16 protein-coding genes are annotated in these 20,103 nt (G+C 42.9%); 4 read left to right on the forward strand and 12 right to left on the reverse strand.

Translation table 11 applies throughout. From position 1 onward, the window contains the following. The 4 genes from ACEW8F_RS05025 to larC are packed head-to-tail and all read left to right on the forward strand — an operon-like array spanning position 1 to position 4,645. On the forward strand, positions 1 to 744 hold the full coding sequence (locus tag ACEW8F_RS05025) for an SDR family NAD(P)-dependent oxidoreductase (protein WP_347411782.1): 744 nt from the start codon (positions 1 to 3) through the stop codon (positions 742 to 744). A 33-nt stretch (positions 745 to 777) separates the two neighbouring features. After that, entirely contained in the window at positions 778 to 2,637 is a 1,860-nt protein-coding gene (locus tag ACEW8F_RS05030) for an AMP-binding protein (RefSeq protein WP_373482379.1), read from the forward strand. Positions 2,638 to 2,687: 50 nt separating this feature from the next. Further along, entirely contained in the window at positions 2,688 to 3,437 is a 750-nt protein-coding gene (gene larB / locus ACEW8F_RS05035) for a nickel pincer cofactor biosynthesis protein LarB (protein ID WP_373482380.1), read from the forward strand. Positions 3,438 to 3,493: 56 nt separating this feature from the next. Further along, entirely contained in the window at positions 3,494 to 4,645 is a 1,152-nt protein-coding gene (gene larC / locus ACEW8F_RS05040) for a nickel pincer cofactor biosynthesis protein LarC (protein ID WP_373482381.1), read from the forward strand. A gap of 129 nt (positions 4,646 to 4,774) precedes the next feature. Here the strand turns inward: larC and ACEW8F_RS05045 are convergent, their stop codons facing one another. From ACEW8F_RS05045 to trsS, 12 genes are all read right to left on the reverse strand, one after another. Continuing rightward, complete coding sequence (locus ACEW8F_RS05045; RefSeq protein WP_373482382.1) at positions 4,775 to 5,431, reverse strand: L-2-amino-thiazoline-4-carboxylic acid hydrolase; 657 nt, start codon at positions 5,429 to 5,431, stop codon at positions 4,775 to 4,777. 27 nt (positions 5,432 to 5,458) lie between these two features. Then, a complete protein-coding gene (locus tag ACEW8F_RS05050; RefSeq protein WP_373482383.1) occupies positions 5,459 to 5,941 on the reverse strand; it encodes a histidine phosphatase family protein in 483 nt (160 codons plus the stop codon). Between the two features lie 117 nt (positions 5,942 to 6,058). Beyond that, positions 6,059 to 6,745: a DUF2786 domain-containing protein gene (locus ACEW8F_RS05055; RefSeq protein WP_373482384.1), complete on the reverse strand. Its 687-nt coding sequence runs from the start codon at positions 6,743 to 6,745 to the stop codon at positions 6,059 to 6,061. A 234-nt stretch (positions 6,746 to 6,979) separates the two neighbouring features. Then, the gene (locus ACEW8F_RS05060) at positions 6,980 to 10,054 is read right to left on the reverse strand and encodes a methyl-accepting chemotaxis protein (RefSeq protein ID WP_373482385.1); all 3,075 of its coding nucleotides are present in this window, start codon (positions 10,052 to 10,054) and stop codon (positions 6,980 to 6,982) included. 619 nt (positions 10,055 to 10,673) lie between these two features. Then, positions 10,674 to 11,276 carry a TetR/AcrR family transcriptional regulator gene (locus tag ACEW8F_RS05065; RefSeq protein ID WP_373482386.1) on the reverse strand — a complete coding sequence of 201 codons (603 nt, stop codon included), beginning with the start codon at positions 11,274 to 11,276 and terminating at the stop codon, positions 10,674 to 10,676. A 287-nt stretch (positions 11,277 to 11,563) separates the two neighbouring features. Further along, a complete protein-coding gene (locus tag ACEW8F_RS05070) occupies positions 11,564 to 12,631 on the reverse strand; it encodes an XdhC family protein (protein ID WP_373482387.1) in 1,068 nt (355 codons plus the stop codon). 51 nt (positions 12,632 to 12,682) lie between these two features. Further along, positions 12,683 to 14,605 carry a sigma-54-dependent Fis family transcriptional regulator gene (locus tag ACEW8F_RS05075; RefSeq protein WP_373482388.1) on the reverse strand — a complete coding sequence of 641 codons (1,923 nt, stop codon included), beginning with the start codon at positions 14,603 to 14,605 and terminating at the stop codon, positions 12,683 to 12,685. A 16-nt stretch (positions 14,606 to 14,621) separates the two neighbouring features. Beyond that, positions 14,622 to 15,209: a histidine phosphatase family protein gene (locus ACEW8F_RS05080; RefSeq protein WP_373482389.1), complete on the reverse strand. Its 588-nt coding sequence runs from the start codon at positions 15,207 to 15,209 to the stop codon at positions 14,622 to 14,624. Positions 15,210 to 15,303: 94 nt separating this feature from the next. Then, entirely contained in the window at positions 15,304 to 16,392 is a 1,089-nt protein-coding gene (locus tag ACEW8F_RS05085; protein WP_373482390.1) for a DVU_1551 family NTP transferase, read from the reverse strand. After that, positions 16,389 to 17,435 (reverse strand): XdhC family aldehyde oxidoreductase maturation factor, encoded by a 1,047-nt coding sequence (locus ACEW8F_RS05090; protein WP_373482391.1) that lies wholly within the window; start codon positions 17,433 to 17,435, stop codon positions 16,389 to 16,391. The genes ACEW8F_RS05085 and ACEW8F_RS05090 overlap by 4 nt, the downstream gene beginning before the upstream one ends. Beyond that, positions 17,428 to 18,744, reverse strand: coding sequence for a DVU_1553 family AMP-dependent CoA ligase (locus ACEW8F_RS05095; protein WP_373482392.1), 1,317 nt, complete (start codon positions 18,742 to 18,744; stop codon positions 17,428 to 17,430). The genes ACEW8F_RS05090 and ACEW8F_RS05095 overlap by 8 nt, the downstream gene beginning before the upstream one ends. Before the next feature lie 7 nt (positions 18,745 to 18,751). Continuing rightward, complete coding sequence (gene trsS / locus ACEW8F_RS05100; RefSeq protein ID WP_373482393.1) at positions 18,752 to 20,101, reverse strand: radical SAM (seleno)protein TrsS; 1,350 nt, start codon at positions 20,099 to 20,101, stop codon at positions 18,752 to 18,754. Between the last annotated feature and the right edge of the window lie 2 nt (positions 20,102 to 20,103).

The raw sequence follows: 20,103 nt of genomic DNA on the forward strand, positions 1-20,103 counted from the left end.
ATGGCAGGGATTCATCAGGATAAGGTTATTATCATCACCGGGTCGTCCCGAGGCATTGGTTATTCATTTGCTGAATATCTCAGTAATGAAGGGGCCAATATCGTTATAATTGGCCGGAATATCGAAACCGCTAAAGCCGCTGCCGAAAAACTTCCCACCAAATGTATTGCCGTGCAATGCGATATATCTTCCGAAGAAGATGCCATCAAAATGGTCGACATCGTTATGGAAACCTATGGCAAAATCGATGTACTGATTAACAACGCCGGGATCTTCCCGGTAAAAACCTTCAGTGCCATGACCCTGGAAGACTGGAAAGCGGTGATCGATATCGATTTGACTGGCACCTTTATTGCGACCCATGCGGTTTACAAGGTTCTGGAAAAACAGAAACGGGGCAAGATTATAAATGTGGCTTCCATCGCCGGCCGGGTTGGCGGGCTGGGTTTCACCCATTATTCTGCCGCTAAAGGCGGCGTCATTGCTTTTACCAAAGCTCTGGCCCGGGAGGCTGCCCGTCTTAATATTCAGGTCAATGCCATTGCTCCCGGTGTTATTGAAACCGACATGGCTAATTCAAATTTTCCTAAATATGCCCTTACCGAGCACACCAAAAATACCCCGGCCGGCCGACTGGGAACTGAAGAAGATCTTTTGGGGATTATTTCCTTCCTGTGCTCATCGGGCAGTGATTACATCATCGGGCAGACCATTGCCATCGATGGTGGCTATACCATGATCTAGTGCGAATCTGACAAAATTGTAGAGGAGACTTTCATGAATATACAAGACTCGTTTATCAATCTAAAAAACAGTGATGTGACTATCACTTATCTGGAGGCGGATGGTCTGGAATTCACTCAGACCTATGCCGCACTTTTTGAAAATGCTATGAAAGTCCTCGGTGGTTATCAGGCTCATGATCTTAAAAAGGGATCACTGCTGGTACTTCAGCTAAAAAGCATCCAGGCCCAGATCACCTGTTTCTGGGCGGGTATCCTGGGCGGCATGGTTCCTGCCATCCTACCCCTGGCCCAGGATGAAAAATCCCGGGCTTACCTGCGCAGTGTTCTGTCCTCACTGGAAACTCCCATCATTGTCAGTGATCTCGACGGGGTAACCACCCTTTTCGAAAACAACCTGCTGATGTTTCGGGCTTTGGCCGAATCATCCCCGGGAACCATCGCTTCCGTTAGCGACACTGATCCCGGAATGATTCAGTTTACCTCTGGCACCTCTTCGGATCCTAAAGGCGCCGTTCTGACCACCCGCAACCTCTTGGAAGGCGGCATTGCCAGCAGTATCATCGTCCGGGAAAATGTTCAGGAACGCTATTTAAGCTGGCTGCCCCTATCCCATTGTTTCGGTTTTGTGGGCTATCATCTGGTGCCAATTGTCAACAACTTCCCCCAATATTTAATGAGCCCACTACAGTTTGTGCAAAACCCCAACCGTTGGCTGGAAAAGCTCTCGCAATTTTCCGCCACCGTCACTGGAGCGGCCTTGTTTGGCATCGAACTATTGCTTAAGGTCGGCATTAAACAGCATCGGGCGGTGAATCTCGCCACTGTTTATATCTGTTTTTGCGGTGGCGAGGATGTCAATCCCCTATCCTTAACCTCCTTCGAAGATCAGACCGCACCGATGGGCTGGATCCGGGATACCCTGAAACCGGCCTACGGTCTCAGCGAAACCACCATGGGTGTGGCCTACACCCCCTATGGTTCACCCTTCCGGATGGATTATTTTCTGGGCAGCGGCATTGCCATTGGTGAAAAGCTGTTCTTCTGCGACCCCGATGATGATACCATCGGCCGGATGTCGGTGGGTGTGCTGGATGAATGCAACGAAGTAGTTATCAAAGATCTGGCTGGAAATCTTCTGGAACCGGAATATCTGGGTCTCATCCATATTCACGGCACTAATGTCATGCAAGGTTATTATTCAAAAAACAAAAATGCCCCCACCGGGGTTGATCAAAATGGTTGGTTTAACACCGGCGATCTGGGCTTTTTTAGAAATGGCTGGTTAAATATTTTTGGCCGGTATAAAGATATTATTATTCTTAACGGCGAGAATTATCTGGTCTCGGATCTGGAGAAAACCGGTAAACAGGCATTACCCGAAAATACCAACCTGATTGTTGTTCAGGGCAAAGACCGGATCGCCCAGGAAAACTGTCTGATTCTCTTCAGTGATTCCAAAAATCCGGAAATCTTAACCCGTGCCGGCCAGGCCATTTCTGCCACCTGGCAGCTTCCCATCGCCTGGGGTGTAATTATTGATGAAATTCCCAGGACCACCTCCGGCAAAACCAACCGGCTAGCCCTGGCCGTTGCCTGGGAAAATGGTGACTACAGTGACTACGATCTGGCCATCCCGTTAGGCAGCATCTCTAAATCAAGCCTTGAAGGCCCTTACCAAGAAATGGCCGATTATTGGGCTGGTATTTTGAAGATTTCTCCGGCGATGATTTCGCTTACCAGTCATTTTGTCTTTGATCTTGGCGGTGATTCACTTGGTCTGATTGACCTGATCCACCAACTGGAAAAAGCCTATGGGATTAAAATCAGTACCGATCAGCTCCGCAACTACCTGACCTTAACTGAAATGACCAATTATATTCAGACCCTTTAATGAAATTTTATTAATATTTTGCTGACTCATCAGCAGTAATGGAGACAATTATGAATGTAGATCAATTAACAAAATTATTGGAAGACGTCAAAAACCAGAATTGCGAGATCGATACGGCACTTGAGCTGCTTAAAACGCTGCCCTATGAAGATCTTTCCTACGCTAAGGTGGACCATCACCGCGAGCTGCGAAATGGCTATCCCGAGGTGATTTATAGTCCCGGGAAAACCCTCAACCAGATCAAAGGGATTGTTGAAAACATGATGGCACGATCTACCGGCAACATCCTGGCTTCCCGGGCTGAACGGGATGTCTTCGACACCATCAAATCCATTACCCCTGATGCCATTTATTATGAAGAAGCCCGTTCGGTCGTCGTCAAACGGGAAGAATATAAAACCACTGATGACTATATTCTCGTGGTCACGGCCGGAACCTCAGATATTCCGGTTGCCGAAGAGGCGGCCATCACCGCCATGGTGATGGGCAATCAGGTCAAACGACTCTATGATGTCGGGGTGGCCGGCATCCATCGGCTCCTCGGCAACGTCCCGATTATCAATCATGCCAAGGTGATTATTGTGGTGGCCGGCATGGAAGGGGCTCTGGCCTCAGTGGTCGGTGGTCTCACGGATAAACCCATCGTCGCCGTTCCCACCAGTATCGGTTATGGCGCCAGCTTTGGCGGCATCTCGGCTTTGCTGGGGATGCTGACTTCCTGTGCCAGCGGGATCGGCGTTGTCAATATTGACAATGGTTTTGGGGCTGCCTGTATGGCATCAAAAATTAACAAGCTATAAAATTAATAACATTATAATATTTCATCAGGGCGTAGCCCCAAGAAGGAGAATTGTCCATGAAGGTTTTATTTTTCGATTGTTTTTCCGGTATTAGTGGGGATATGGTTTTAGGTGCATTTATTGATCTGGGTATTGATCCGGCTTACCTTGAAGCCGAACTTAAAAAGCTGAATCTCAGCGGGTTTCGCATCAAAGCCGAATCCACCATGAAAAAAGGGATATCCGGCACCCGTTGTCATGTAATCCTGGAAGCTGACCGGCACCATCATCGGCACTTTAACGATATTAAAGAAATCATCGAAAACTCAACCCTCTTGGACGAGGTAAAAACAACCGCACTAGCTATTTTTATGCGCGTGGCGGTGGCCGAAGGCAAGGTTCATAATGTTCCCGTTGAACGGGTTCATTTTCATGAGGTCGGTGCTCTGGATTCGATTGTTGATATCGTTGGTGCTGCCATCTGTTACCATGCGCTAAAGCCGGATCTGGTCTATGGCTCCAGAATAAATGTCGGTAGCGGCTGGGTCCGCTGTGCCCATGGACTACTGCCAGTACCTGCTCCGGCCACCGCTGAAATTCTCTGTGATTCCAACTTTGAGATGTATTCCAAAGCCATCGACGGTGAATCAGCCACCCCCACCGGGGTTGCCATTCTGGCTGAACTGGCTACCTACTCCCCTACCACACCCAGTTTTATCCCGGAAAAGACCGGATACGGGTTTGGCGGAAAAGATTTTGGAGTTTTAAATGCCCTACGGATAATTCAGGGGCGAAAATCCGAATCCAACACCATTATGGTTGTGGAAACCAATGTTGATGATATGACCGGCGAAATGGCTGGCTATGTATTGGAAGTTTTACTGCAAAACGGCGCCCTCGATGCCTTCTACACCCCGGTATATATGAAGAAAAACCGCCCAGGCATTCATCTGACGGTTTTATGCGGCGAAGCCCAACTACCGCTGATTGAAGAAATTATTCTAAAAGAAACCTCTACCATCGGCATTCGCAAATATCCGGTGGAACGAACCTGTATGCACCGGTATTTTAAAAAAATTGATACCCCACTGGGTGAGGTCACCATCAAAATATCTCAACAGGGTGATATTACCCGGGCCACCCCGGAATATGAAGATGTCAAGAAAATCGCTCAGGAATCGGGCAAATCCCTTTGGGAAGTATTGGAAATGGTCGAAAAATTAAAATAATGTTTCAACTCAACAAAATAAAAAAGACTCAGATGATTGAATTTCTGAGTCTTTTTCTGTGATCGGTATTATTAAACCTGTTGTACCCCATTAATTTATATGTTTTGTTTAAATAACGAACTGAGAATTTTAATTTCCAGCTTTTTTATCCATTGTTTTCCCATTTTTAAAGCAAAAATCGCATAATTCATTCCCTGCTGCCAGAGTCCATTTCCGGTGAAACAGAATCCTTGGTGCTAAAAGATCATAGGCAACACGATCAGCATTACAAAATGCCGAAGATAGCTCCAGGGCACCTCTTTTTGAAAGTTCCTCGTAGTATAAACAGGTGGTGATGTGAAAATAGATTCGATCCTGGCTGAATTCTTTCCAGTTAATCGCCCATCCTTCCTTTGGATATTCCTGTTTAATGATGGGTTTGATCAAAAGTTTAAACAACGGATAGGAAAACGGCAACCCTCTCAGTAATTCAGAAATGGTCCCCATACGAAGGGCTGACGCAGCCATTTCTTCTTCAACAATGGCATACGCTACTTCCCAATAAACGCCACACTCCATCAAACCTCGATAGCAGGCGTAACCTGGTAAAATCGCTGTTCTTAAATGTTTGCTGATGGCTTTGCTGCCTCGATCATCTATGATTTTTAGTTCATTTTCCAGAATCTGAGCCGCCTTATTAAAATAGTGTCGGCCTCTGATTTCGCCAAATAAGATAATTAATGTTTCCTGGAGATGGGCGAATCGTGTCTTTTTGAAAACAGCACCGCTCTTTTTATTTTGCCTCATTTACAGCTCCTATTCTGTCTTTTTTGTTTAAACGATTATGTCCTGATATTCACCTGGCTCTGCAATCCATCGCATGGTTCCTGATCGCTGGTCCGATGAAATCTCAATAAGCAACGCACAGCCCTTTTTAATTCTCACATTTTTTTTGCAGAGGCGATAGGTCCATTCAGAGATATCCGGTTCATGTCCAACAATGATAATTGTGCACTCATCTTCGATTTGATCAGCTTTTTGTTTAAATGCATCGAAATCGCCCGTTTCAATAAATCCGCAAGTTTCAATCTCATCAATTTTGCAAATCTTTTTAATGATGCCAGCCGTTTCCATTGTCCGAATCATGCCGCTTGACCATAGATAAACAACTTGTTTATTTTTAAGATAATGACCAAGAAAAGGAATATCTTTATTCAGCTGATTGATCCCCTTGATTACCAGCTTTCGGTTCCGATCCGGAAAAACAGAACCACGCTTCTCGGCTTTACCATGTCTTATTAGTATCAGTTCTTTCATATCTGTACACTCCGCTTTTTTTCTATTTTAACATATCCTGCTGAACCATCAACATAAAACAGAAAAAACCAGTGGCATATTTTCAGTATACCACTGGTTCTTGAACTGCTTGCATCGTTACACAATCTCTTCTTTGATTTCTTCCAATTTATTTTGGGCAGTGAATACTTTACCTTCCCGATAGCCTTGAGCGTAAAAAGAAAAATGGTCTTCATGGTTTTTCTCTTTATGTTGAGCATGTTCCATCGGTTTGAGGATATCTTTAACTTCCGGAGGAACAGTCATCACAAGTCCCCATTCCTGGTGCTCAAAATCCTGAACTGTATAGGCATCATTCAGCCCCTCATAAAAACCCTTACCATAGGTTTCACAGGCTTCGTTTATGATGGTGTTTGACTTTTCATCCATTTTCATCGCCTTCTTAATTGCCTTGAGCTGAGAGCGTACACAATCGACCGCATAGGCAAAAATACTGCTGCAGATCTGGGCATCTTCTTCATATCCATGAAAAATGATATAATGCCGTTGGGTCCCAGGCGGCGTGATCATATAAAAAACACAACAATTATTTTCGGAAATGACATCGGCCAAGCCTGTCATCCAATGTTCCCGGCGGGTGGTATAATAAATATTGCTATCGACCTTAATGGGTTTTTCATCATATCTTAATAAATCTCGTTCCGTAAATTTATATTCAACCATCAGCTTTTTTGCTTTTAAAATCGCATAATTTGCCTCATTGAGATTGGGACTTTTACCAAGGGCTAACAATTTTTTAATTCGATCTTTTATATTCGCTTCCATAGTTTCTTCCTCGTTTTGAATTTTCTGTTTTTGCCAAACAAATACTTGCATTATCCAAAAACCGTCATGGCAAAATCGTTCTTATTTTATTATAATTCCATTCTATTTTATTTGTATTAGCTTAAACTGTCAAGAATGAAAATGCATTCTTTAAGAATTATAATTCAATTTATAACAACACCTATAATAAAAAAACTTTTGATCCGTAAAAATACGAACCAAAAGCTTTTTGACTTAATATTTATCCATTTCATCCAATACGATTTTCAGTTCAGTGGTGGAATTATAACTTTTACCCATTGCTTTTTCAGGTGTCTTTTTCTTTATACTTATTTTTGTTTGCTCCCTCGTCTTAAGACGAAAAGCCTCAACCATTTGTTTGAGCATTTCAGCTTGACCGGAAAGCTCTTCACTGGCTGCTGCACTTTCTTCCGCAGTGGCAGAATTAGTCTGAACCACCTGGGAAACCTGCTCGATCCCCTGGTTGATTTGAGCAATCTCTGAAGCCTGATCGTTGGAAGCCCGGGCAATTTCTTCCACTAAGCCCGTAACCTGTTCAATTTCAGTTAAAATTTCTTTTAAGCTTTCTGCTGTTTCATCTGCAATTTTCGTGCCAGCTTCCACTTTGAAAATGGATCCTTCGATAAGACCGGTGGTTTCCTTGGCCGCTTCCGCACTTCTTGCCGCCAGAGTTCGGACTTCTTCGGCTACCACCGCAAAACCTTTACCGTGCTGACCAGCCCGGGCTGCTTCGACTGCAGCATTGAGAGCCAGAATATTGGTCTGAAAAGCGATGTCATCAATCACTTTAATAATTTTAGAAATATTATTGGATGAGTCGTTGATGTCCACCATTGCCGCAACCATTTTTTTCATTTGCATGTTTCCTACTTCAGCATTGGATCGCACTGTTCTTGCCAATTCGTTGGCCTGGTTGGCATTCATAGCATTTTTTTTAGTTTCATCTGCCACTTCTTCGATGGAAGCGGTAAGTTCCTGGATGGAGCTGGCCTGTTCAGTTGTTCCTTGAGACAGCGCCTGTCCGCCATCAGATATCTGCTGGGAACCTATTTCCACCTGACCAGCGGCAATGTTGATGTCACCCATTACATTATTGAGGGACTCGATAATCACGTTGATCGCATTTGAAATTTTGATAAAATCGCCTCGATATTCCCTGGCGTTTTCAATATCCAAATTCTTCTCTGCTAACTGCTGCATTTTTGTTGAAATTTCACCGACAACCACATCTAGACGACTGGCCGTATTGTTAACCGACTCTTTCAATACATTAAAATCGCCTTGATAAGAACCTGTTACCAATACCTGCAGGTTTCCGTTTGATATGGCCTCCATCACCGTCATTACCTCATTCATCGGTTTTGAGACTTCCACCAGGATACTGTTCATACCACTAACCAGCTCTTTCCATGCGCCACGTAATTTTTGGGTATCCGCCTGAATAGTTAAATTACCTTCAATGGCTGCCTGTGTCAGCACACCAGCATCTTCAAGCATGGTGGTTACCTCATCAATTAATGTGTTGAGATTGTTCTTGAGATCATTAAAATCGCCTTTGTAAGCATCAGTTATCTTTGGTGGAATATCACCCTTACTGATCCGATCAATATATGTTGCCGCACCTTGTAGCGGACCTACCATGGCGTCCAGGGTATGATTAACGCCCTCGACAATTTTACCAAAATCGCCACCGTGTTTGCTGGCGTTAGCCCGGGTATCCAGGTGACCTTCCACCCCGGCTTTTTCAAGCATTGCCGCATCATCTACCAGGGCATTGACCGCATCAATGCAAGTATTAAGATTGTTTTTTATCTCATTGAAATCCCCATTATAGGTATCGGTAATCTTTGGCGGAATATCCCCTTGGCTGATCCGTTCCACATATTCAGCCGCTACGTTTAATGGTCCCACCACCGCATCGAGGGTAGCATTAACCCCGGCAACGATATCCCGGAAGCCTCCCTTGAACTGATCAGCATGACCCCGGGTATCCAACCGCCCTTCCACCGCGGCCTGGGCCAGCATGGTTGCTTCAGCAATTAAGCTGCGAATCGTTTCGATAGTGGTTTTCAGTGCCGGGGCAATTTCGTCTTCGGGATCCCGAACCTCAATATTAGCAGAGACATCCCCGGCTGCGATCTGGTTCATGGTTCCGATGACGACGTTCTGCAGATCATCGGCAAGTTGGTTCATCGATGCGGTCATTTCGCCAATTTCATCTTTGCTGTCTATTTTTAGCCGCATACCCAAATGTCCCATGGTCATTTCTTTAATCATTTGATTTACTTTGATAATCGGTTTTGTTATTTTTCGCGCTAGTAAATACGCTGCCGCACCGCCGATTAAAAGAATCCCAGCGGCAATTATCAGGATCACGTTCCGTAAATTATTCATCGCCGCCAGAACATCACTTTCATATTTGGCAACAATCAGGGTCCAGTCGGTACCGGGAATCGGTGCTGTCGCGGCAATTTTCGTTTCCCCATTTAAACCATAGGTAATCATCCCCGTTTGAGCGGCACCTAACTCCTTAAGGGCGAGGCCAAAACTTTTCCATGGGCCATCATTTTCAATATCTGTAAAGACATTAGCCTGATCCAAGACATTCTGTTTATCTGGATGAGCCATAATAGCCCCTTCAGAATTAACTACAAAACCATACTCTCTCACACCGTCACCCATGGCATTGGTGCTGTCCTCGAGAAAAGTAGGTGGTCTTCGTCCCACTACTAAGCCGATAACCTGGCCATTGCTCATAATTGGAGCCACATCAAAAACACAGGGTGCTTTGGTGACCTTACTAATTGCCACATTAGAAATGGCCGTTTCACCCTTGAAACCCTTTTCGTACCAAAATTCGCCCCATGAGTCAAATTCCCCACCACCGATCACATACTTTGCATGTCCACTCAAATTCATAATCGCGATATCTTCATAACCTAATTTCTCCACATCTCCGGCTAACGCTGATACCTGGGTATTGTAGTCCATACTGGCCATCCCGGCTCGGTCGCTGACTTCACTTAAGGTCGCCAGGTTTCCAGCGATAATGGCGCCAATATGGGCTGCTCCCTCGGTAACATAAGCCTGTGCATCAGCATTTGATTGTTCAGTCATTGAGGCGGTACCAAAACTTATGGCTAGGAATCCCAGAACAAGTACTGAAACTGCCAAGATTAATAGCGTAAACATCAATAGTTTTGTCGACAAGCGCTGTTTAAACTGACCCTTCCTTGATGAACTTTCGCTTTTACTTAGAATTCCCTGGACCGTCGCTTTTTCTTTCATTTTTTACCTCTTTCAAATGTATATTTCACAAAATTCCGATGCTGTCCAAGGCAAATCCCAAGGGATTATTCACACTGCCCTGAATGATAGAAATTTTGAGATCAACTAAATTTATTTTGCCGGAATTACGGATTGATGTCTTTATCCAAATCATCATTGCTTCTTCATAAAACAATTGTTTAGATTGTATTATCCCAGGTAGGCATCAAAATGTAACTGTTAAATAAGTCAGCAACTTTATTAAATTTCTTGCGTTTATCGTCAGTTGTAGTGAAATCGCAATGATCACTTCCTGACGTTCGGTAGCCTCAATATTATATTTCATCATTACTTTACCTGTCTACTGTAAATTTTCGACAGTTGCTCTTTCTTTTTATTTAAACGGCCGCTTTCTCTTAAGCAATTTTTTTCTTATTTACCAAAATAAAAAAAACACAAGTAAAAAAACTCTTTTTTTCTTATAAAAAAAGAAGCAAGCGCTTGTTTTAAAGCCCTCACTTCTAATGTTCTATGTCATTTATTATATTTCACGAAAACCTAAACAAACAGACTATTCTTTTTTGATTTAATTACATCCCGAACAGAAATTTCGTATTTGACCTAATTTTTCATTCTATTTTCAAGTTGCGACGCAATCTTTTATAAACTTGCTCTCAATGCCGCCCCAAAAGATAGACCATACATTTTCTGTGAATTTTTCGATGTCACAGTCCCCGTGGTATATCAGGGTTACATCTAATGTGCCATGGAGCATTGCCATAAAAGAACAAACAATGGGCAAACAATATGTTTTTGCCTCAGGATTATCACCAAGAGCATTTTGGACAAGCTCTATAAGTTTGTTTTCTAATTGACGTTCATGTTCTTTTAAAGAAGATTTGGCTCTTTCAATCACATCCACTGACTCATTGAGTAATAGCCATTTCCAAAATCTCAACCTGGTTGTATCGCTATAGTAGTTAATAATTGACGTGAAAATAGTTTTTAATTGCTCTGCCGGACTGAGATGATCTAACTCGTAAAACTCCACCTGTTTTTCATTAAAATATGTATCGACGTGAATATTGATCACTTCAAAATAAAGTTCCTCTTTGCTTTCAAAGTAATTATAAATAGACTGTTTTTTGATGCCCGCTGCTTCAGCAATTTCAGTCAATGATATGTTGTAACCTTTCTCTGCAAATTTTTGGTACGCAACTTTTAAAATCAGATCTTTCCGCATGAATAATCTCCTTCAAATTGACTAGTGCTTTGCTGTTCATTATACATTATGATTATTAATTATTCCCTTACTATCATCAACAAAATGAAACGCGAGTAAAAATGATACTGCCTTTAATTTCATTGTCGCGGATAGATCAAATCCTGGTGAATTTCATCTGAAATAACAGCTACTCCATGTTTGCAGCAAACATGGAGTAGAAACAGCCATTCTTCCCGTTTTCAAACCCGGGCCACGGGATTTTTAAGATTATCGAGTATGAATAGTACCATCTGGTTGCTATTCAATCAGGGATAGATTTCAATAAAAACGTCCATAATTCCGCCGCAAACCATCCCTTCATCTTCAGCAACCGACCCGGTCATATCGACTTTCATCGTGAGATAACCGCTTCCGGTACAAAGAAGATCCCGTGCCACTAAACTGACCTCCGCTTCACTGCAACCGCCGCCGATGCTTCCCAGGCTGCGTCCGTCAGGCCAGATAATCATCTTGGCACCAGGACCTCTGGGCACCGACCCTTTTTTTGATACCACGGTAATAATCGCCCGTTTTTCAATAACATCGTTGGCCAGATTTTCCAGTACCTCATAGTCAAAATCAGATTGATTGGTCTGCTTTTTTTTCGGTGCTTCCGAAGTCAATTGGCTCAGTCTTTTTTTACTGATGATCTCGGCCATAATGGATATGGCAATTTCTTCCGGAGTTACGGCGCCTATTTTTAAACCAATCGGTGAATATACCAGGTTAAGCTTTTCTTCATCAAGCCCCTCGCCAACCAGCAGCTCCATCAGATTTTTCACTCGCCGTTTTGAGCCAATCATTCCCAAATATTCAGGATCTGACTCCAACACCTGCCTCAGGCATACCGCATCATGGCGATGCCCCCGGGTAACGATCACCACATAATCTGAAGGATTGACCTCGAGACGATCAAAGCAGGTTTCAAAACTTTCGCAGAGAACCTGACTCGCTTCCGGAAATCTGCCTTCATTGGCAAAAGAGGGGCGATCATCCACAACCGTCACCTTAAAACCAATATCCGCACCATATTTTGCCAATGGTTTGGCGATATGTCCCCCACCAAGAATAATCAGTCGTCCTACCGCGTAAAACGGCTCCAGCAGTATTGTTTGATTATCTTCTGTTGTAATCAACTCTGGCAAACCTTTAATCAGAAGATTTTCAATAGTTTCTCTTAATCCTTTATCAACAGATTCCAACTCATCCTTACTGATAAGGCTCTTTTCAATGACAGTTTGTCGCGTTTCAGCAATGGTTATAAATCGCGTCAGCATCACCACCTGATTCTTTTGCTTCAGGTCTTCCATTAATTGCTTGTATTGACTATCCATTTATTCCCCTTCCTATTTCATCCAACCACTGCAATTACTTAATTGCGATAGTCATCCCTGAATGTCGTATTTACTTATTTTGCTGTATAGGGTATTCCGCTGTATTCCCAGCGCACAGGCGGCCTGACTGATATTTCCTTTATACAGTTTTAACACCCGTTTGATATGTTCTTTTTCAACATGGGTCATATCCAACAGGGCCGGATCCAACTCTTCCAGTCTTTCTTCTTTTAAGATCAGCGGTGTCTTTTCAATAAAATCGATGTCAGCAGGTTGACTTTCATCAGAGTTCTTAATGAAATATTTTGTGGGAAAAGAGTCTGTATTGATAATTAGCTCCACCACATTTTCAAGCTCCCGGACATTTCCCGGCCAACTGTAATCCTCCATAATCCTCATCGATTCATCAAAAATTTGTATTTCTTTTTTTTCATATTTGGCTGATAGATTCTTCATAAAATAGCGAAACAGCACCGGGATATCGCTTTTTCTTTCTCTCAGCGGCGGCAGATACAACGGCAGGACATTCAAACGATAGAACAAATCCTTTCTGAAGCGACCCAGCTCCACTTCTTTTTTCAGGTCTTTATTGGTCGCAGCAATGATTCGCACATCAATGGGAATCGACCGCTGACTTCCGATTTTCGTGATGACGTTCTCCTGCAAAACTCTCAGCAATCGCGTCTGCATATCAAGCGGCATCTCACCAATTTCATCCAGCATAATGGTGCCATTATTGGCCAATTCAAATTTCCCAATGTTCCCACCTTTTTTGGCACCGGTATAAGCCCCTTCCTCGTAACCAAAAAGCTCGGATTCAATTAACTGATTGGGAATAGCTCCGCAATTCAAAGCCACAAAAGGCTCATCCATCCGTTTGCTGTGATTGTGGATCGCCTGGGCAAACACTTCTTTTCCGCAACCGCTTTCCCCCAGAATAAGAATGGTTGAGCGATTATTAGATATCTTTTTGGCGTACTCAATCGTACTGACAAAATATTTATCCGCCCCCATTATTTTGTCAAAGGTATAATAAGGCTGATCCGATTTAATAATTTTTTTCGACTGATCCTCTTTCAGGACGAAAACAATCTCAATGCTGTCATCCTGGGGATTATAAATGGGACTGGCTGTCATTTGACAATGAAAGTGATTTCTCAGGGCTTTAATATTAATGATCCGATTGACGTGTTTCTCTGAATGAATCGCTTCCTTGATATTATCCCATTCTTCAATGATTTCTGATACATTAGCTGCCGATAATTGTTTATACTTATTGCCGAATAAGTCCATGGCTCGCTGATTATATATTTTGATCCGACCATCCAGATCCGAAGTCAGGATGGCCACCGGCATGGAATTAAAAATCGTTTTAATATGTTTGTTAGTCATATTCTGGAGCCGATTATATTCTTTGACCCGGAGCATTTCTTCTATGGCATTGGAAGCCGCAATCACCATCCCCAGAGTATGGGGATGAACAGAATCCGAATAACCAGTCAAATCCAGAGCGCCAATCAAATTTCCATTGGGATCTCTAATCGGTGCTCCCGAGCAGGTCCAGCGATGATAGGCCTTGATAAAATGGTCTTTCCCGGACAATTGAACCGGTTCTCCTGATTTTATGACCAGTGACATGGCATTGGTGCCAATACATTCTTCGTTCATATAAGCCCCGGCGACCATCTTCAGCTCAAAGGCTTCGGTCAATATTTTCTCATCACCGATGGCATTGAGAATACAACCATCTTTATCCGTCAATAGCACAAAAAAATTGTTTCCCCGGACAATACTCATCAGATGTTCCATATAGGGGGATGCGGTTAAAATCAGATCTCTGTTTTCTGAAAATTTTGTCTGGAGTTCTGAATGATCAATCATTTTTTTACTAAAAACCTGATCTTCTGCAATACCATATTCGGCACAGCGATCCTTTGATTGTCTGATAAGATTTTGATAAATATTTCTATTCATGGTTAATTGTCTCTTTTCATTGATTTTTACAGATCCATTTTTCGTTATCCTGATCATAGCATAAGTCGAAGATACCGGCATAAGGAACCGTCCATTTGAACACTTCTTTGATTGATAATCCAAACAGATCCGCCAGAATAACCCGGATGACCCCGGCATGGGCCAGAATCAAGATGGAATTTACAGGATTCTCTTTAATTATTTTCATAAATGCCGACACGACCCGCCGCTGTAAGTCAATAAAACTCTCCCCTGCCGGCGGTACAAAAATATCAAGTTCCCGACCTCTCTGTTCGTAAACTCCAGGACAGCACTCTTTAATTTCAGCAAAAGTCTTCCCATCCCATTCTCCCATGTCGATTTCTTTAAACGCATCAATCCTGAGTTTTGGGACTGATCGCTCTCCTAACAAAATATCCAGGGTGTTGACACAACGACTCAAAGGGCTGGTAAAGGCAAGATCCAGCGGGATTCCTTCAAAATATTCCTGAAGTTTTTCAGACTGAAACACCCCCTCAGTCGACAGTGGCAGATCCAGCTGTCCGATATAAGCTTTATCTTTTTTCCATTCTATTTTGCCATGCCTGACTAAATATATCTGCATTCCCCTTATTCCTACCTTTCTGAATCTGATTAAATCATATGTCACGACTGGATCTGCTCTCGATTAATTTCTGCTAACCAATTAGAGACTCATTCTATCCGATAATCCTTTTAATTTTCTGCATAATTGCTTCTGCATTTTGATATCTTTTTTCTATTTTTTCAGTTGCTTCCGGGTTGTTTGGATAACAATCAAGCGTTTGATTTTTTCTTGTTTTTAAGTCGATCAGCTGATCATTTTTGACCAGTTTATCAGCCAGATAGAGGATTTCATTTTCCGTGACGGCCTTGCCCTGTTCCACCACAATATCCATATGGTCAGCAATGATATCGCCCACTTTTTTATAGCCCAGTGCCCGTAAAAGTTCTCCTCCTACTTGAGCATGGTTTTTTCCAGTTTTAGCTATGTCATGCAGCAATGCAGCTGCCCGAAGGGCTGACAGGTCAAGCTCTATCCCGTTCTTTTTTAGTTGTTCGGCATACTCCATGGCCGTCCGTTTGACTATTTCACAATGCTTTTGAATCGTTTCTGGTAACTGATATTTATCCCAGATGGCATAGCATTCAGATAAATTAGGAGCCCTGAGATCATGATAATCCAATAATGCCTCATAATCTGACCGCGTATCCATATCCATTAAAATCGTTTCGTCCGTAAGCTGAAGATCTAAAGCATCCTCTTCATATAAGGACAGTAATTTTTTAAGACCACCATTCATCGTATTTTCCAATATTGGTTTTTGATATTTTTTATCAATCAACGGTGGGTGTCCCCGTTCAGCTAAAAAGCAGGGATAGATAATGCCGTTACTGGCTTGATTTGCAGCTTCTTTCAGCTGGATTACAGTTATCGGCTTCACCAGGGGAATATCTACCGGGTGAATAAAAAAAGCATCATTCTCTTGATCAAATTGAGTGATTCCTTTTACGATCGAGGTATACATCCCCTGATCGAACTTTTCATTGATCACCATTTTCACGGATTCATTTTCAAAATAAGGTATCATTTCATCGGCCCGATGCCCCAGCACCAGGATAATCTGATCCACACCGGCCTGTTGATAGGTCGAAACAACTCGCTCCACAGCGGTTTGATTGCCGAATTTCAACAGCGGCTTAAAGCCCTCCATCCGGGAAGAATAACCGGCTGCAATAATAATAACGCTAAATCTTTTCTTTTTCAATTGGGTTGCTGCCTGACTTGGATCATTTCAGCCACAATACTCACTGCAATTTCCTCTGGGGTATCGGCAAAGATATGCAGTCCAATCGGGCTGCGTACCCGCTCCAGATCACTAAAAGTAAAGCCCTCATCCAAAAGCCCCTGATAGACATGATTGCGTTTGTTTTTGCTGCCGATCATCCCGATATATTTTGCCTCCGTTTGAAGCATTTGAACCAGAACGTCTTTGTCATCTGAGTGACCTCTGGTGACAATGACCACATACGAATACTGATTAATTTTTATATAGTCTTCGATGTTTTCAAAGGCTGGGATTACCATGACTTCATCAACTCGATTAAAACGTTGGGCATTTGCAAATTCTTCCCGCTCATCCACCACCGTTACATAAAAACCGACAAGCTTGCATAATTCGGCCAGCACCTTACCGATATGCCCGCCGCCAATAATGCAGACATTCTCTTTATTAAAAAATGTTTCCACATAAAACCCTTCTCGTTCCAGAAAGGCTTCTTTATATTTTAAATGATAGAAATTCTCTCTAATTTCTTTAACCAGGCTGAAAACTTCATCGCTTTCCGATCCAAAAAAACCCGTTTCGGTACAGACCCATTTTTCCAGGTTGCTCTTTTCATTGCTTGTTTGTGGTATTTTTGTTATGGTGACAAAGTCCGTTTTATTTTCAATCAATTGGACAATTTCCCCATAAAAGACCTGGTTTTTAGGGCTCCACCAGTCAACATATTCCAATAATACTCTTAAATCTCCGCCACAAACCATACGCTGGGAGGCTTCATCCTGGCTGTTAAGCATAAACTCTTCAATGTGAAAATATTTATCCTTATGAACCCTGGCCGCTGCCCGAATCACCATGGCTTCAATTAATCCACCGCCGATGGATCCTTCAACGGACAGATCCTGCCGGATGATCATTTTTGCCCCAACACTGCGGGGAGCTGATCCGGATTTTTGAAGAATTGTTGCCATAACAAAATTTTCCCTTTGATTTTGCGCTTCTTTTATTATTCTTAACAAATCATTCATCTCCTTCCGACCTCCGCTGATCCCTGATTTTACGCTTAACCATGCTGTTAACCAGTTGATCCGGCTTTTGCAGCTGATTCTTTTCTATTTCCACCTGAATGGATGATTCGTAGTTTTTGTCAAAATATTTCTGTACCTTTTCTTTGATCAGCTGTTCTTGTTTAAATGACTGCTCTTCATTGTAAAAAGAAACAGCAATTCTCAATAACCGATTATTTTTAACGGTGACCTGATAGTCCACCAGATCTTCCCAGGCCAACAGTATTTCCTCCAGCTCTTTCAGATCAAAGTAAACACCTTCATCTAAGCAGAGCCGATTCTTAATCCGACCTTCAATCTTTTTCATTATTCTTAAAAAGGTTCCGCATTGACAGGCCACTGTGGAAAATGCGCCGATATCGCCCGTTCGATAGCGAATCAAGGGCATCGCTTGACGATTAAAGGTAGTAAAAACAACCTCACCGTAGTCTCCATCTGCCACCGGCTTCCCGGAATCAGGATCGACGATTTCAAAATATAGATCCCCCTCCCGAAGATGATACCCATTGAGTGCCTCACACTCCACCCCGCCGCCGTAGCCCATTTCTGTCATCCCATAATGATTAAACACCCGGCAACCAAACTTCTGGTTTAATTCGTCAACCATGGTCTGAGGAACATAATCTGTGCTCAAGAGCACTTTTTCAACTTTTTTAAAAGCATTTTTCTTAATGCGGCTCAGATATAAAACCTGAATGGGAATACCAACAATGCAATTAATTTTATTTTCAATAATCATCTTTTCTGCCGCATCCAGATCGGCGAGAAGTCCATAAACAATACACGCCGTTTTGGTCCGATCAAGCGCTTCTTTTAGCAGGTTTCCAATTGTACCATAGGCTTGTCCCGGCAACAATACCATCACCCGGTCCTTGTTGTCAATTAAGGAGCGCATCCCATAATCGAAAAAATCCACTGTTTTTTGCAGATCCTCATCAGTGAAAAAAATCCGCTTTTTACTGCCACTGGTGCCCGAGGTATTCAAAGTGACAATGCGATCAACCCTTGATTGGGGCACACATAAAAATTCAAAGGGTTGGTTTTTCAAATCATCCCCCGTGGTAAACGGGAGACGATTAAAATCATCCCATGAATTGACCGTATCCGGATCGATATCATTTAATTGTTTTTGATAAAACAGGCTGTTTTTTTTTGCATAATTCAGGGTTTCAATAATTTTTTTAAGTTGATAGCTTCTTAGTTCATCCTGATTTTCCGGTGAGATACCGGTTCGTTTGATGATCCACTCTTCCAATGGTGTTTTATTCATAAAATCCTCACTTGCGATAGATCGAATGACCGTTTTTATCCGTCAGATTATACATACAGAAGGGGATCAAATGGCCCTCGGTATTAACAACATGGATACAGCAATCCTTAACCCGATTCAAGTCGAGATTCCAGACGTCCTGAAAGGCCATGGCTGAAAGACTGAATGAATAACGGTTGATCTGTTCCAGAATTGCGTCCCAATCATCTTTAATTTGTACTGCGGAGTTATTTTCCGGATGATCCACTGATTCCAGATCATCACCGGACCATTTCCGGACAACATGGGCTTTTGCCTTTCTGGCGCCATCTTCGGCCTTTTCAACGCCACAGCATTTTGATGGGTTATTCAAAGGTATCAGTTCTTTATGCTCCTGAACTGAATAATTTCCATGGAAAGAACAGCGGGCATTTTCGCATCCGGGAGGACTGAAGCTTTCTTTTCGGATGCGTTTTTTTGTCTGTTCTTCAATTTTATCCATTAAATCTCCCAGGGTCAATCTTTTCTGCTCATCCGGAAGATTTGGAATCCGGCCAAAATAGCTGGCCGGCTGCATATGCACCCCTTTGACTGTGGGAATCCTGTCCAAAGCAAAATCAATGATATTAGCCAGATCATCATCATTGATACCCGTAACCAGGGTTGGTACCAGAACCACCCCGATGCGATACTTTTGACAATTCTCGATGGCTTTAATTTTCGTTGCCAGCAAGGGTTTCCCCCGGAGTTTTTTATTGATCTCATCATTGGTTCCATCAAATTGGAGAAAAACAGAATTGAGACCGGCTTCTTTAAATGCCTTCACATAAGCTTCATCTTCACCCATGCGAATGCCATTGGTATTGACCTGAATAAACGAGAATCCAATTTCATGGCCCAGCCGAACAATCTGGGGCAAGTCATCACGTAAGGTCGGTTCTCCGCCTGAGAGCTGGATATTGCAGTCCCCCGATGTAAGCATCGCACTTTGATACATCAGCTTGATGGTTTCCATGGCAAGATCCTGGTCTGACTTACCGTTGGCGTCCGCAAAACAAAACGAACAATTCAGATTACAACGCTGAGTCACCTCAATCAGCGCCGTACAAGTATGCTGACGGTGCTCGGAACAGAGACCGCAATCAAAGGGACATCCTTTTTCCACCGGGGTATTCGGTTTATCGATGGTAGCTGTTATTTTATTACGCACCCACTTTTCAATGGGGATACTGCCACGCCAGAGCAGCGCCTTGAAACGACCGTGCACTGGGCAGGATTTTTCCATGTATGCCTCATGATTTTCACTCCAGATGATGGCATTTATTTTTTTAAGACAAATTGGGCAAAGGCTCTGGGTTTTAGAAATGATTCGCTTCATAT

The sequence above is a fragment of the Acetobacterium sp. genome (assembly GCF_041752335.1).
In the GTDB taxonomy this organism is placed as follows: domain Bacteria; phylum Bacillota; class Clostridia; order Eubacteriales; family Eubacteriaceae; genus Acetobacterium.